The sequence below is a fragment of the Pantoea vagans genome, from assembly GCF_004792415.1.
GTDB classification, from domain to species: Bacteria; Pseudomonadota; Gammaproteobacteria; order Enterobacterales; family Enterobacteriaceae; genus Pantoea; species Pantoea vagans.
Window position 1 is genome coordinate 3,517,333 of the sequence record NZ_CP038853.1, and the last position, 14,018, is coordinate 3,531,350.

The 14,018-nt window shown below is 51.8% G+C and carries 16 protein-coding genes and 1 tRNA gene; 9 read left to right on the forward strand and 8 right to left on the reverse strand.

Annotated features, from left to right (window positions below; translation table 11 throughout):
- Positions 1-7: 7 nt before the first annotated feature.
- Entirely contained in the window at positions 8-274 is a 267-nt protein-coding gene (locus tag EGO56_RS16580) for a helix-turn-helix transcriptional regulator (RefSeq protein ID WP_135910264.1), read from the reverse strand.
- A gap of 532 nt (positions 275-806) precedes the next feature.
- Here EGO56_RS16580 and EGO56_RS16585 point away from each other — a divergent pair.
- The 6 genes from EGO56_RS16585 (at position 807) to EGO56_RS16610 (ending at position 5,043) form a co-directional block, all read left to right on the forward strand.
- Positions 807-1,550: a phage polarity suppression protein gene (locus tag EGO56_RS16585; protein WP_135910265.1), complete on the forward strand. Its 744-nt coding sequence runs from the start codon at positions 807-809 to the stop codon at positions 1,548-1,550.
- On the forward strand, positions 1,547-2,107 hold the full coding sequence (locus EGO56_RS16590; protein ID WP_135910266.1) for a phage polarity suppression protein: 561 nt from the start codon (positions 1,547-1,549) through the stop codon (positions 2,105-2,107). Before EGO56_RS16585 ends, EGO56_RS16590 begins: the two co-directional genes overlap by 4 nt.
- A complete protein-coding gene (locus EGO56_RS16595) occupies positions 2,098-2,373 on the forward strand; it encodes an ogr/Delta-like zinc finger family protein (RefSeq protein ID WP_135910267.1) in 276 nt (91 codons plus the stop codon). The genes EGO56_RS16590 and EGO56_RS16595 overlap by 10 nt, the downstream gene beginning before the upstream one ends.
- A 15-nt stretch (positions 2,374-2,388) precedes the next feature.
- Complete coding sequence (locus tag EGO56_RS16600) at positions 2,389-3,201, forward strand: hypothetical protein (protein WP_135910268.1); 813 nt, start codon at positions 2,389-2,391, stop codon at positions 3,199-3,201.
- A gap of 395 nt (positions 3,202-3,596) precedes the next feature.
- Positions 3,597-3,977 (forward strand): protein gop, encoded by a 381-nt coding sequence (locus EGO56_RS16605; protein WP_135910269.1) that lies wholly within the window; start codon positions 3,597-3,599, stop codon positions 3,975-3,977.
- 1 nt (position 3,978) lies between these two features.
- Positions 3,979-5,043 (forward strand): beta family protein, encoded by a 1,065-nt coding sequence (locus EGO56_RS16610; RefSeq protein ID WP_135910270.1) that lies wholly within the window; start codon positions 3,979-3,981, stop codon positions 5,041-5,043.
- Between the two features lie 23 nt (positions 5,044-5,066).
- Here the strand turns inward: EGO56_RS16610 and EGO56_RS16615 are convergent, their stop codons facing one another.
- The 6 genes from EGO56_RS16615 to EGO56_RS16640 form a co-directional block, all read right to left on the reverse strand.
- A complete protein-coding gene (locus tag EGO56_RS16615) occupies positions 5,067-5,858 on the reverse strand; it encodes a sce7726 family protein (protein WP_135910271.1) in 792 nt (263 codons plus the stop codon).
- A 94-nt stretch (positions 5,859-5,952) separates the two neighbouring features.
- Positions 5,953-7,218, reverse strand: coding sequence for a tyrosine-type recombinase/integrase (locus EGO56_RS16620; protein WP_135910272.1), 1,266 nt, complete (start codon positions 7,216-7,218; stop codon positions 5,953-5,955).
- 163 nt (positions 7,219-7,381) lie between these two features.
- Positions 7,382-7,466 (reverse strand) — tRNA-Leu (locus EGO56_RS16625).
- A 122-nt stretch (positions 7,467-7,588) separates the two neighbouring features.
- Positions 7,589-8,620, reverse strand: coding sequence for a DUF1176 domain-containing protein (locus tag EGO56_RS16630; protein ID WP_135910598.1), 1,032 nt, complete (start codon positions 8,618-8,620; stop codon positions 7,589-7,591).
- A gap of 216 nt (positions 8,621-8,836) precedes the next feature.
- A complete protein-coding gene (locus tag EGO56_RS16635) occupies positions 8,837-9,820 on the reverse strand; it encodes a YsnF/AvaK domain-containing protein (RefSeq protein WP_135910273.1) in 984 nt (327 codons plus the stop codon).
- Positions 9,821-9,836: 16 nt separating this feature from the next.
- The gene (locus EGO56_RS16640; RefSeq protein ID WP_135910274.1) at positions 9,837-10,238 is read right to left on the reverse strand and encodes a DUF2382 domain-containing protein; all 402 of its coding nucleotides are present in this window, start codon (positions 10,236-10,238) and stop codon (positions 9,837-9,839) included.
- 521 nt (positions 10,239-10,759) lie between these two features.
- Here EGO56_RS16640 and EGO56_RS16645 point away from each other — a divergent pair.
- The 3 genes from EGO56_RS16645 (at position 10,760) to EGO56_RS16655 (ending at position 12,709) form a co-directional block, all read left to right on the forward strand.
- Complete coding sequence (locus EGO56_RS16645; protein ID WP_135910275.1) at positions 10,760-11,269, forward strand: YjjA family protein; 510 nt, start codon at positions 10,760-10,762, stop codon at positions 11,267-11,269.
- 120 nt (positions 11,270-11,389) lie between these two features.
- Positions 11,390-12,025 (forward strand): hypothetical protein, encoded by a 636-nt coding sequence (locus EGO56_RS16650; RefSeq protein WP_135910276.1) that lies wholly within the window; start codon positions 11,390-11,392, stop codon positions 12,023-12,025.
- A 15-nt stretch (positions 12,026-12,040) separates the two neighbouring features.
- On the forward strand, positions 12,041-12,709 hold the full coding sequence (locus EGO56_RS16655; RefSeq protein WP_135910277.1) for a MarC family NAAT transporter: 669 nt from the start codon (positions 12,041-12,043) through the stop codon (positions 12,707-12,709).
- A gap of 43 nt (positions 12,710-12,752) precedes the next feature.
- On the opposite strand, the gene EGO56_RS16660 is transcribed toward EGO56_RS16655, so the two are convergent.
- Entirely contained in the window at positions 12,753-14,015 is a 1,263-nt protein-coding gene (locus tag EGO56_RS16660; RefSeq protein WP_135910278.1) for a c-type cytochrome, read from the reverse strand.
- Between the last annotated feature and the right edge of the window lie 3 nt (positions 14,016-14,018).

A 14,018-nucleotide genomic window follows, 5' to 3' on the forward strand; every position in this document is an offset into this window, starting at 1 on the left:
GTGAAGATCATGCTGCACGTTCCCGACCACGTGCGGCGATGCGTGCATTCATCCAGGCACTGATTTCACTGGCAAGCCACGCGACGTTCTTGCCGCCAAGCGACACCTGCGCCGGAAAAGCACTGCGGCTGATGAGGTCGTAAATGGTCGAGCGGGACAGGCCGCAGACGTGGATCACTTCCGGCAGACGCATAAAGCGTTCCTGGACCGGGAATGATACCGGCATGGCAGGGGCCGCCGGGGCGGATGAATGAGCGCTTAAAGTCGTGTGCATGAGCTACCTCTAAGGTGTCCGTGAAGCGCCGCACAGGTGTGTACGGCATCGGGTAGCTCTTTATTTTGCGAATATTTTTGCCAGTGACAACAACAGAAATCTGTCTGACCGGTCGCACAAAAACCACATAAAGTATGGGTGTACCAGAACAGTACTAAATAGTACTAAAGAGGGATAGTAAGGTTTTATCCAATAACTTTAAGTTCGTTTGAATCGGATTTTAAAAACCAATCATTCTAAAGGATAAGCTAGGCCAATATCCTTCTGATGAAGAATGGTGAACAGAGGGTGAAGGATTATTTTTTCACTCTTCACCTCTTAATTAACTGTATTTACTAATTTTTTCTCTCTGGTGAAGAATGGTGAATAATTTATTTAAAACTGAAAGCTGATAACAGGCTTCATTGAGGCCTTTCCCTGGCTCGCCAGAAGTAATGCTTTTGTCTGGTCCGTCATACAACGCCCTCCGGTAGCAGCCGCTGTGCCAGACCCGGCACAATTGACTTACTGAAACCAGCCGACAGGAATGCCCATGACCGATAACGCCACCGTAACAGCAGCTGACGCGCTCCCTGCTTCCGTGCAGAGTGCGCTGGAAAAGGTTAACGCTGCCCGAAATGCCTGGATTGAGACGCGCCATAAACAGGAGTCAGCGGCTTCGCAGGCTGACACCATCCGCCAGCGCCGTGCTGAGACTGAGGCGAACGCGACCGCACAGAATGACGAATGGCGCAGGCTGTTCCGTGAGAACGGCGGCGTGATGACGCCGGAGATGAAGAAGCTGCGCGCGGAGATTGCGCTCTACCGCGAGTCGCTGGAAGAGTTTGACGCCCTGCTGGCCCTGCACGCACAGGAAAGTGAGTTCCTGCCGTGGGAGACTGCCGACCGCGCGAAAGATTACATCAGCGCCCATAACGAACTCATCCGGCTGCGTGCCATGCAGCTGTGGCAGGACTTCATGCAGACGCACGGCGGGCCGCTGATTCAGACGCTGAGCCTGCTGAAAATCACGCTGGGCCGCGAGGCATCCATCACCACCGGCGTCGTCCGGGGCGTCAACGACCCGGAAAGCGTACTCAGGGAATTTATCGCAAAACATATCACACGCCCTGCGCTTGAGCGCGACGCCCTGCCGGAGCAGGACGCAGCCTTCAGGCTGGCAGGTGTATTCCCGGATCATGCAGCCCGCACTGACCTCAGCAAAGGCCCGTCACCGGCAGCACGGAACAGAATGCTGATCCGCCGCGAAATGGCGCAGAAGGAGCAGCAACAATGACCGCTGCAATCACACCCGCACAGGCGGTGGAACAGTTCCGCACCGCCCGCAGCCAGTGGCAGACGCACCTGAGTGAGCGTCAGGAGGCCGAAACGGCGCTGAATACCCTGCTCACGGCGGGCGAAAATACGGCTGATTACAGTGAGCAGGTGCCACAGCTGCGCGAACGCATCGCGGTGCTGAACTGGCAGATTAACTGCGCCGCGCGCGAGAGCGTGTATTCACAGCGGATGGTGCTGGAGGCCTGCACGGAGGATGCGCTCAGCGGTTTTATGAGCGAACACGGCCCGGCGCTCACCTCCGCGCTGGCCCCGTTCCTGAACGGCCCCGGCGGGCTTGACGTGGCCGCCCGGCTGCTGCGCAGCGCCGTGGCGCGTGAGGTGCAGCGGACGCGCCCGGCGGTGGCCGCAGCCTATCAGGACGCGCTGGCCGAAACGGGCCTTGCCCCGGAGGCCGGTATGCTGCGCGACTGTCAGGGCAGCCACACCCCCGCGCAGCACCTGCGCTTTGCGCAGCGCCGGGACCGGATTTCGCAGGAGGGCGCGCAATGGCCCTGAAATGCCCGGAGTGCGGCACCACCGCGCACACACGCACCAGCGCCTACGAGTCAGCGACCGTCAAGCGCACCTGGTATCAGTGCACCAACCTTGACTGCTCCTGCACGTTCACCGCGCTGGAGAGCGTCGAGAAAATCATCATGAAGCCGCAGAAGCCTGCGGAGTCAGAACCCGCAACTGAACCACTGAGCGCGGCGCGTCAGCCGCAGACGCTGGGCCGCTACGGCGACGCCTGCACCCGCCGCGACCGCCACGCACAGCCCTGACAGAGAGAAAAAAGCATGACACAGCAGAACATGACAGAAGAAGAGATGAAGACAACCGCTGAACTCGTTGGCTCGCTCGTGGCAAGAAGCCGGAAGCCGCTGCAGGATGCGGGATGGCTCCTGAAGCTGCCCGAGGCCGACGTTATCAGCCACACGACCGCGCTGGTGAAGGACCTTCCCGCTGGCTGGCAGGCCCGCGTACAGGACCTCCAGTGCAAAATGCTGGCCTGGCTGGAGGCAAAGCAGGCAGAAGCCGCCGCTGAGGACAGCATCAGCGCACTGCGCCAGCGTAAGGCCGAAACGGAGCAGACCAGCCAGGACAACCGGGCGCGCTTTCGTGAACTGCTTGAGCAGAACGGCGGCACCGTCACGCCGGAAATGAAAGCGCTGCGCGCGGAGTATCTGGAACAGCAGGAAACGGCATCAGACCTTGCCGGACTGATTGCCGAAAGGGAAAAGCAGCTGCCCGCGCTGGCCGATGCGACCGGACGCAAGGCAAATGCCTATGTGTTCTGCCATGACGGCATTACGGACGAGCGTATTGACACGCTCATTGATGAATTTTTTATGGTGAACGGCGTTGAACTCGGCAGCCTGCTCAGAATGAAATACAGCCAGTTTGAGCGAAACGGATCAATTCATGCGCCCGGCGTGATTGAAGGAGCGAACGATGCGGATACGCTGTACCGTAAATTTGCCGTGAACCTCATTGAGAAATGGACGCATAAAAACCTGCCGCTGATGTTCCGGGATGACGTTATCAGCCTGGCTGGCGCTTATCCTGTCAGGGGAGCCAGAACCGACCGGCGCAAGCGCAAAATTTTCTGAGTCTCTGATTTAAAATCCCACAGATGCCCGGCCATGTGCCGGGCTTTTTTGTGCCTGCACACACCAGCATGAGCGTGCATGTCTATGCTGCATGAAAACGCATGATTCTCAGACACCCAAAAGCGGCAGCAAAGGCCAGCAGCGGCGGGGTCCGGAGCCACTCATGCAGTTGCATGAAAACCGCTGCATGAAGTGCGCAGGCGTGGCGGGGCTACGAGCGCGCGCTGGGCGTTGTACATCAGAACTGCATCTGTAAACGGCATGAGCATGCACGCATCGTGCAATATCGAAATAGACATAGCATTAATCCTAAAAATGTGTAAAAAATAGTGAAGAATTTTTAAACCACTTGTCCGCTCTTTCAAGAAAAAATCTTCACTCAAGAGAGTCATAAGATGCTAAATCATATTTATGGAATAGTTGGTATAGTCGGCACATTGGTTACGATTGTGACGAGCTACATAAGGAATCAAGAAATATCACAATGGTTACTTGTATGTTCTGGTTGGCTGGCGGCGCTACTGATCGGTTGGTTTACACATAGAACTATTGAACTTCTAAGCAATAACCACAAAGAGACAATCATCAGTAATGATGGTATCAAACAAACTTTGATTGAACGTAATGAAACTTTGACCTCCCAGCTTACACACGCATTAGAACAGAAAGAAAAAATGGAAGGAATCGCAGCTTATTTAGCCACTCAGAACCCACAAATTAATGCTATGCCCAGAGCCATCGCGCGGCAAGAAAGCACTGAGTTAGGAGGTAATTAAGATGAAAGTAAATTTTGATAGTTATTCGTATTATCCTGCGTTAAGAACTCGCGCAGCTGAAATCCTTGGTTTAAGCAATCTGGCTCATGATAAAAAAGAGAAAATAATCCCACTAATTACTTTAGGCAAATGGCCTCGTTCAGATGAAATTCAAGTCTCTCTCGACAAAAGCCTAGATGCAATGGGTGGTTTACCTTTTATCTTAGACGTTACGCAAGAGAATAAGCATCATTGTGCATCAAGCTTTGATCTTCTGTCCTCTGAAAATAACTTCTCGAATTGGATATCTTTTTGCTCAAATAATGAAAACATTATTCCCGTAGTTCAAATGCCTGAATCTGCTAGATTAAGAGACATAGTGCAGCAAGCAAGGATACTTGAAGATAACAAAGGATCTATTGCATTTCGCATAAAGAACCTTAACAATGATATAAATAAAACAATAGCATCTTTAGTTTCTATCGACTCACCTGAGAACGCCATTATATTCATAGACTTGGGCTACATACGCGGGCATGTTTCCGCAATGACGTCTGCTGCCATTAGTGCAATAAATCAAATAAGGACAGAAATACCCGAAGCTATAATAAGTGTGCTATCAACTAGTTTCCCAAGCTCTGTAGCAAACTTTGCAGGGGAGAATGGTCAGGCTGGATTTATTGATATTATGGAAAGAGAATTTCACCAGACCATTGGAGGACGAGGTGTTTCTATATACGGAGACCATGGTTCAATTCACTCTGTTGTATATGATGATGTTGGGGGGCGTTATGTTCCAAGAATTGATGTTGCATTAGACGATGCCTGGTTCTTTGAGAGAAGACCAGGACTCGACAGCAAAGGTTATATTGAAGCGGCAAGATCGATCCTCAAAAGATATCCTAATTATTTAGAAGAAGAATCTTGGGGGGCGTTGATGATTAAAAATGCTGCCTCAGGGGATGTTGCGGGTATGGGTAGTCCAGCTAAATGGATTTCTGTGCGTGTAAACCTTCATATAACAAAGCAAATCGAGTTATCAGAGGCACTTAAAACAGCCTACGATCCTGAAGAAGATTTCTTCTAATGCATAAGGGAGGAACACCTCCCTTATCTCACTACCCTTTTTAATACCTTGATAGGAGTAACACTTCCAAACTCCCCGTATTTTCTCATTAATTCTTCCATATTGACTGTATAAAAATCTTTCGATTTTTCGTCGTTACTGCCTTCAAAATCTTTAAAGTTAATTTGTTCTCGTCTTTTTTTTGACTTACTCAACAAACTCAAATCAACAGATGACAATCCACTTACCGTCAATTGTTTCAAATAATCATCAGAAGTTTCTTTATAGCGCAACTTAATTGCTTCCAGCACAAACCCCCTAATTTTAGATAGAGGGATTTTTTCAGCGATACGTTCTAAAGCTTCACGTCCAGATTCAAATAGAAAACTTTTACCATTTTCAATAAGTAGTGATTGCAATTCTTTCTTTAGTAAAAAATTAATGTAGACTTTTTTATTACCGAGTACAGTTGTCCGACCACGCTGAACTATTTTGAAATGAATACCTTTACTAGTATTTAGGTATTCAATAATACCAACATTTGATGATACTTTCGTCGCAATTTCATAGGTAAACTTTGGCGCGCAAACAACAGTGACCTTTTCAAAACGAGAAGTGAATGTTTCCAGTTGACCATCTAATCTCTTAAGGGAGTCGAAATCACTTTTTATTTCAATGGCTTGCAGATGACCATTAGCCACGGCTAAATCAGCGCGCCGACTCCAATTAGCCACAACCATTTCATTAATAATGGTTGCGTTTTCTAATAGACCCTTTCTATAAAGCCAGTCAATAAATGCGACTTTTATATCTTGCTCTCTTAATAAACCTGACATGATTTCGTCACACCTTAAAATGTTATTAATCATTATAGCAAAAAAAGGAGATATTATCTATTCGTCCGCGTTAATAGTTTTGTATTTTAATTCATTAGACCTTATTTATTATCCTTCCGTAATCATAGGGTGAAATGTATTGATCTTTGTTTAATTGTAGATAGTCAGCCCACCATTGAATCATTTTGCGCCTTTCATCTAAATGTTCTGACGTATGAATATAAGCGGCCCTAACATTATTACGTTCTGTGTGGCTCAACTGGCGCTCTATCGCGTCATCGCTCCATAACCCTGACTCACCTAATGCGCCACGCGCCATAGTTCTAAATCCATGCCCGCAGACCTCTTTTTTTGTGTCATATCCCATCGTACGTAATGCACTATTTATCGTATTTTCACTCATGACCTTAGTTGCATCGTGATCCCCCGGAAAAAGCATCTCTTTATCACCACTAATCTGTTTAAGCTGCTCTAACAAAATCATCGCCTGTCGACTGAGAGGAACAATATGCTCCTCTTTCATCTTCATACCCCGGTATGAGTAACGCACGCCTTTAATTTCTTCTCGTTTTGCAGGTATACGCCAAAGAGATTTATCAAAGTCGAATTCATCCCAACGCGCGAAACGTAACTCACTGGAACGTACAAAAGTTAGCAAGGAAAGCTCGACCGCGATCCGTGTCATTACACGGCCACGATATGCAGCTAGACGTGTAAGAAACTCATGGAACCGGCTGGAAGGTAAAGCCGGGTAATGTCGCGCTTTGGTTGTCGATAGCGCACCGGCCATATCGCTGGCTGGATTTGAGTCGATGTAATCGTTCTGTACGGCATAACGCATAATGGCCGTGACGCGCTGTTGCAGGCGCTGAGCAACATCGTGTTTGCCACTGGCATCAACTTTTTTAATCGGGGCTAACAGGTGGCTGGTTTTAAGCTGCCGAATGTCGGACGAACCGATGTGGGGGAAGATATAAAGCTCAAGATAGCGTAGAACGCGTGATCGATGGTCTTCACTCCAGCGCTTGTTACTGGCATGCCATTCGCGAGCAATTGTTTCGAAAGTGTATGCCCCCGAATTCTCAGCATGAGCTTCTTTCTGTTCGGCTTTTGGGTCAATGCCCTGTACTAAGAGCTTTTTAGCCTCATCACGCTTTGCTCTTGCCTGAGCAAGCGTCACAGTAGGCCAAACACCAAAGGCAAGGCGATCCTCTTTTTTGTCAGAGGGGCGTCTGTATTTCATGCGCCAGTATTTAGAACCCTTGGCCGAAACCTCGAGATACAAACCACCGCCATCGGCCATTTTGTAGTTTTTGTCTTTTGGCTTTGCGGTCTCGACCTGTCTGGCGTTGAGCTTCATTTGGGGGCACATTTCTAATCGAAGTTAAGATGCCCCCAATTATGCCCCCAATGACATCCGGATTTCAACGGACTATCTCGGACGACTCAGGACGTGAAAATCGCTGCAAGCATTGATTTTAAAGGGATAACTGGACTTTCTCGGATGGTCTTAGAAGTACTAATGGTGCCGAAGGCCGGAATCGAACCGGCACGCCTCGCGGCGGTTGATTTTGAATCAACTGCGTCTACCGATTTCGCCACTTCGGCACTGAAGGGTATGCGGAAAACGTTGAGGATTATACCGTTACCCCCTGTTTCCGCAACCCTTATCCGCAGACGAAGGTGTAACTGCTGAAAAAACCGTCTTTTGGGTTCTCCGGTTTACCTGCCTAACCCGAAACAGCCTTAACATCCGTCACCAGCGTCGGCAGATCCCAGGTGCCGCCCGCATGGATATACCGACACATGCCGGTCCCGCCGTCATAGCTTTTGCGGAAGGTCTTGCCGTCCCATACCCAGCTTTCCTGGCTCATGCAGTCGCCAATACCGCGGCCTTTCTGCACGCTGGTGATCTCGCCTTTGTCGTAATCCGACCCGGAAATGGTCACCAGCTCAGGCTTGCCTTTTAACTGGTTATCAATGACCCAGTAGCCATAGCCTTCGTTATAAGCGGCACGCCAGCAGAGTGCCGAAAGCAAGGCGTGTGTGTCATCCAGTGGCGTAAGCGTGAGTCCGTCGGTTTCCGGATCGCTGTTTTCTGCCGGTGAATAGAGGCTGTCGCACGTGTCATCATCATTATGATTGACCGTTGCAAGCAGCCGGGTTTTCAGCGCGTCACTCTCTAAGGCGGTCAGCAAACGCGGTTCGCCGCCGAGGGTTTTAGCCGCCTGTATAACCGGTGCGGGCACAGCCTTAACCACGCTGTTTTCCGGCTTATTGCCCTTTTTGGTGAGCGCACCTGGCGTGCCGATACGGCCCTGTACGTCGTCCGCTTTCAGCAGCACGGCATAGGCGCCTTCGCCGGAAAGCTGGAATGGCTTTGTGCCTCCTTTAAATTCGACTTTACCGCTGCCTTTCACGGCGCTGATCACCGCAGCGGTCTGACTGGCCGACATTCGCCAGTTGTCATCAGCCGCCACCAGATCGCCAGCTGATTTACCATTGATCCACAGCGTCAGATTTTCCGCTGGTTCACTGTCATCTTCGGTGTCGCCGAGCGTCACTTCGCCCACTGTCTCCGTTCCCGGTCCAGCGGCACGGGTGAGCAGGATGGAGCCGGAGGGATCCTCTTCTCTGGCATAACCCGCAATGCGGCAGGTCCGAGTGTTATCACAGACCACTTCCCAGTCTTTGTGCTCAAGCGTTTTTCCGCTCTGAGCGGCCTGAGCCGACAGGGAAAGCATCGCCAGCACGAAAAGCATCGGTTTACAGTTCACGTTAATCCCTCAGGTTTTATTTCTGCCCGGCCTGCACAGATAGCGCCTGATTATATCGAAGAGAATTTGACGTCGTTATCCGTTTTTATTGCCCTCCTCCACAACGCAAAAGAGCCAACCTCTCGGTTGGCTCTTTCTTGCATCTTCAGCATCGGGTATCAGCAATACCCATCAGCGCCTGTTGTTGTCAGGATAAGCGCCTCAATGCGAATGATCATGCAGCTTATGCTCCACTTTATCTTTCACTTCGCCAGCTTTGTCCTTCACCTTCTCAGTCAGACTCTCTTTGTGGTCGCGGTTATGCGCCGCTGGTGACTGCGTAGCGGCGGCAGGTTTCACCCCTGCAGTTGTACCCGGCAGTTCGCTCTCCAGACCACCTCGTGCATGGTCGATATCCACTTCCTGACGACGCACCGTGTCATTAATGGTCTCGGTACGATCGCTGCCGTCGGTACGCACCACTACTTCTTCTTTCACGTGGGTCGTTTTGTTAATCACCGGCTGTTCGTGAGTTTCAGCGACTTCAACGGTTTTCTCTGACCAGTCCACTTCTCCGGCCAGCGCGGGTTCATTCACCGAGCGGCGGAAGATGTCAGCGTGCTGCTCATGCAGCGAGATATCTTCAGATACGGTATCGGTCACGGTATAGCGTCGTACGCGGGTCGAGCCTTCACTGACCAGACGTTTGCCCACTTCCACCTGCTCTTCGGCCAGACGCAGAATATCTGCTTCGCTCTCATCACCGGTCAGTGAGGTGCGTAGCGGCTCAGCCGGACGGTCATTGGTCTCACCGGCAAACTGCTTGCCTGCGGTCGGGTTGATGCCCGGTGCGGTGGTGCCGTTCCCGACTGAACTTTGCATACGTGACGGCACATCTACCGAGTCATGAGAATGGAGAATCGTCATGGCGCGGGCCAGCTTCTCCTCCTCGGTGCGGATGGTCAGCACTACGCCGCCCTTATCCATTGCTCTGGTGTAGACATCCGCCTCATCTTTATCGACGTCGTGCCCAAACAGACGCTGCCACAGGCTCGGATGGCGGACAGACTGCCCTTCCTGCTGCAAACGTTCTCCACTGATAAGACTGATGTCCCGATCAGAAAAGCCTGCTTTCACGAGATTTCTTTTCGCGGCCTCTGCCTGAATTGCAGAATCGAACAGTGTTACGATTTTTTCCTGTGCCATGATAGGTTCCTCTCTGTTAGCTGATTTGATCGTCATCTCTCTCAACGTTCACCTGCTGCTCACGTCGGGTCACCACTTCCTGAAAAGGAACATTCTCCTGCACTTTTCGGATGTGGATCTCCTCTTTAAGCACCAGCTTTCTGACGATTTGGATTTCTTCCTCTACTACCGGGACAATCAGTACACCGTTCTCTTCCCTGATTTCGGGCATCGTTTCAACGGGCTGTGCTTTCGCTACATGCTTAACCTCAACCTTCTCCTGGGTAAGCAGTGTACTGATGACCTCGTCATGTTCAGTTGTGGAACGGGTAACACGGACATGTCCATCCACAATCTTTTGCTTCGTCAGGGCTATTTTCTCTTCAGCGAGTTTAAGCGTGACCTCTGCATTATTATTGTGCTCTGGCTGTCCAGCCATAATAACTCTCCCGTTAATTTTAAATATCGGCCACAACTGCCTGACACAGTGATTAAGCATGAACACCCTCGCGATTTTCGCAAGGCGGGATAATAAAATTTTTTGCGGGCCCGATTTAATTACGGTACGAAAAATACCGCCAAATCTCTTTCATCACCGCTACGCTAAAAATAAAAAATATCTATAAATCAGTAATCTGCAAAGAAGTAATTGCGAAGATAAATATTAACACCGCAGACACAAAGACTTTTAAAATCGCTTATAGAAAAACGAATATTTTAATTCAGACCAGGACAATTCCTGATAAAACTGGCGAGAATATTAAAGAATGTTTCAGCAAAAGTGATAATTAACGCATCAGAGTGAATCACCTCACGAAATAATAACACCCGTGCTCATCCGGATATTTTATTGCCTCTATTACAGAAGATTCCCAAAGCGTTATTTATGAAGGGAGTTCAGGAACTTTCTGCTCGTCAGACTCTCTTAGCAAAACTGAATACGCAGATACTGAGGTTAAGATGAAACAGGCACAACGCAGTGCATGGATGTTGGGCATGGCGGCGCTTCTGGTGGCAGGCAGTGCATCAGCGGCAAGCTGGCAGGATCAGCTGAGCAGTGCAGCATCGCAGCTCAGCCAGCAGAATAACGGCACCACCACCAGTACCACGCAGCAGAATGGCGGCATGTCGCTCTCTACTATTACCAGCATGCTGGGCGGCGGCGACAAAGCGGTCAGCGCCAACAGCATGACCAACGCGGCCGGTGTGATGCAGTACTGCGTCGAACACAACGTGGTAAAAAATAATGTGCAGTCGGTAAAAGATCAGGTACTGAGCAAGCTCGGTCTGAATACGACTACCGCGCAGGAACAGAAAACCGACTACACCCAGGGCGTGGCAGGACTGCTGAATACCGGGAACGGCCAGCAGCTGAATCTGCAAAGCCTGAGCAACTCACCGATGGGTGAGAAGCTGAAAACCAAAGCCTGTGACGTGGTCCTGAAGCAGGGCAAAAACTTTATCTCCTGATCCCTCTCCCCTCTCTTCTCAGAGGGGAGCGTTAAACCCCGCTTTGCTGTGATACCTGACATTCCCTTAACCTGGGATTGAGCGTTATAGTGTTGTTTTGATTTCAACAGGACAGCACGCATGAAAGGCATCAACATCGCACTTTACTTCGACCCCGATCAGATTCAGGCCTGCGTTCACGAACAGGACGACAGCTATCTCAGCAAAAAATTCGAGTATGACGATGGCGTGATTGAAGAGATCTACCAGTGGCTGGAGCAGTACGAACCTAAACGCACCCACATCTGCCTGATTGAAAACGAAACCGCCGAGCTGCTGGCCGATGAGCTGGTCGACAGCGGATTTCGCGTCCATCAGGTCACCATGCATCAGCTGCTGAGCTGGTTTGCTACCGAGCCACCATCCACGCCAGACGGTACGCCGATGCGCGCCATGCTGCGCTTCCTGGAAGATGAACATCCGCGTGAATATGAGTCGCGCACGCCGCAGACCGAAGCGCTGATGGAGATGTTCGACGAGCTGGATGCGCTGGAAATGGTCGATGACGGCGATGACGAAGACACGCTGCCAGGCGATCTGCTGCGCGCCATGAAGAAGCACAAAATCACCGCCAGCGCTGCGGCCCAGCGTCTGCTGCCGGATGTTAACGAGCGTATCCGCGAACATCTGATGCAGTATCCCGAACTGATGACGCCCGAAATCCTGCAGGACTTCTTCCCGGAGCTGCTTGAGGCGCTGGAGCGCCCGAAACACTAATCAGGGAGATCGGACATGCTGGAGCTGATTAAAGCGGTCAGCCTGGGGCTGGTCGTCATCCTGCCGCTCGCGAACCCGCTCACCACCGTGGCGCTGTTTTTAGGGCTGGCGGGTGACATGAATTTCGAGGAGCGCAACCGTCAGGCGCGCCAGGCTTCCATCTACGTTTTCGCCATCATGATGGTGGCGTGGTACGCGGGCAGCGCGGTGCTGAATACCTTCGGTATCTCTATACCGGGTCTGCGCATGGCGGGCGGTCTGATCGTCGCCTTTATCGGCTTCCGGATGCTGTTTCCGGCGAAGCCGGCGGGTCATTCGGTCGAAGCGAAGCATAAACTGGATGAGCAGGAGGCAACCAAAGAGCCGGTGAACATCGCCTTCGTGCCGCTGGCGATGCCAAGCACGGCGGGACCGGGAACCATTGCGATGATCATCTCCTCTGCCTCAACGGTGAGAAGTGGCGTCGATTTTCCCGCCTGGGTGATCAGCGTGGCACCGGTGCTGACCTTCCTGCTGGTGAGCCTGATCCTGTGGATCTCGCTGCGCAGTTCGGGGGCCATTATGAAGCTGGTGGGTAAAAGCGGCATTGAGGCGATATCGCGCCTGATGGGATTTTTACTGGTCTGTATGGGCGTGCAGTTCATCATTAACGGCGTGCTGGAAGTGGTGCGCACCTTCCATTAATACGGGTTTTCCCCTCTCCGGACAGGCAGAGGGGAAAGCGCGATTACTTCAGCGTTTTACGCACTTCAGCAACCTGATCTTTGCTCACCGCAGGCGCGGTGTTGCTCCAGCCCTGACGAATAAAGGTCGCCAGTTGCGCGACTTCATCATCATTCAGCCGCTGGGCAAAGCCCGGCATCGCCAGTTTAGACGGTGCTTTCTCGGTAGAAGGCTGCTGCGCGCCGGCCAGAATGGTGTGGATCAAGCCGGTTGGATCCTTAGCATTGACGATGGTTGCGCCATCCAGCTCCGGGAAGATCCCAGGCGCGCCTTTGCCGGTCACGAAGTGACAGGCACCGCAGTTATCCAGATAGAGACGCTCGCCTTCGCTGAGGTTCTTCGCGGCGGTGAGTTTCGCTTCCGTTGCCTGCTGCGCCTGCACGCTGAACGCCTGCAATGGCGGATTACCGCCCAGGAACTTCAGATAGGCCGCGATAGCTTTGAGATCGGCATCGGTCATGTGTGAGCTGCTGTGCTCAACCACCGAGGTCATCTCGCCGCCGACTGCCGCTTTATCGTTACGGCCGGTCTGCAGGTAATCAATGACTTCCTGCTCGCTCCAGTGTGGCAGGCCACGCAGTGACGGCACATCCCAGTTGTTCAGGCTGCCGCCCGCCAGGAATTTATCGTCACCGCTATCCAGCGCTTTCTCATTCATGCCCAGACCGCGCGGCGTATGACAGCTGCCGCAGTGGCCGAGACTTTCCACGATATAAGCACCGCGGTTAACTTCGGCTGATGCGCCACCAATCGGCTGGAACGGTTTATCGGACGCGAACGCCCAGTTCCAGAACCGCATGCCCCAGCGCTGACTGAACGGGAAGCTCAGATCGGTTTCCGGTGGCTGTTCTGCGCTCGGCTGCACGCCTTTCATAAAGTAGACGTAGAGCGCGTGCATATCGGCATCGCTGATTTTGGCGTAGTCAGGATACGGCATCGCCGGATAGAGATGCGATCCGTCCGGTAATACGCCCTTGCGCACCGCGTCAGAGAACTGCTGCTCGCTGTAGTTACCGATACCGTGCTGCTTATCCGGCGTAATGTTGGTGGAGAAGATAGTGCCGAGGTTCGACTCAATCGCCAGACCACCCGAATAGGCCGGTTTGCCGGGCAGCGAGTGGCACGCCATACAGTCGCCCAGCCGCGAGAGATACTCGCCCTGCTTAATCAGTTGCGCTTCATCTTCGGCGTGAACCGGCAGCGCAAATCCGCTGGCCAGCAGCACCGCGTTGGCAAAAATAAAAGACTTCAGTTTCAGCTTATTCATGCG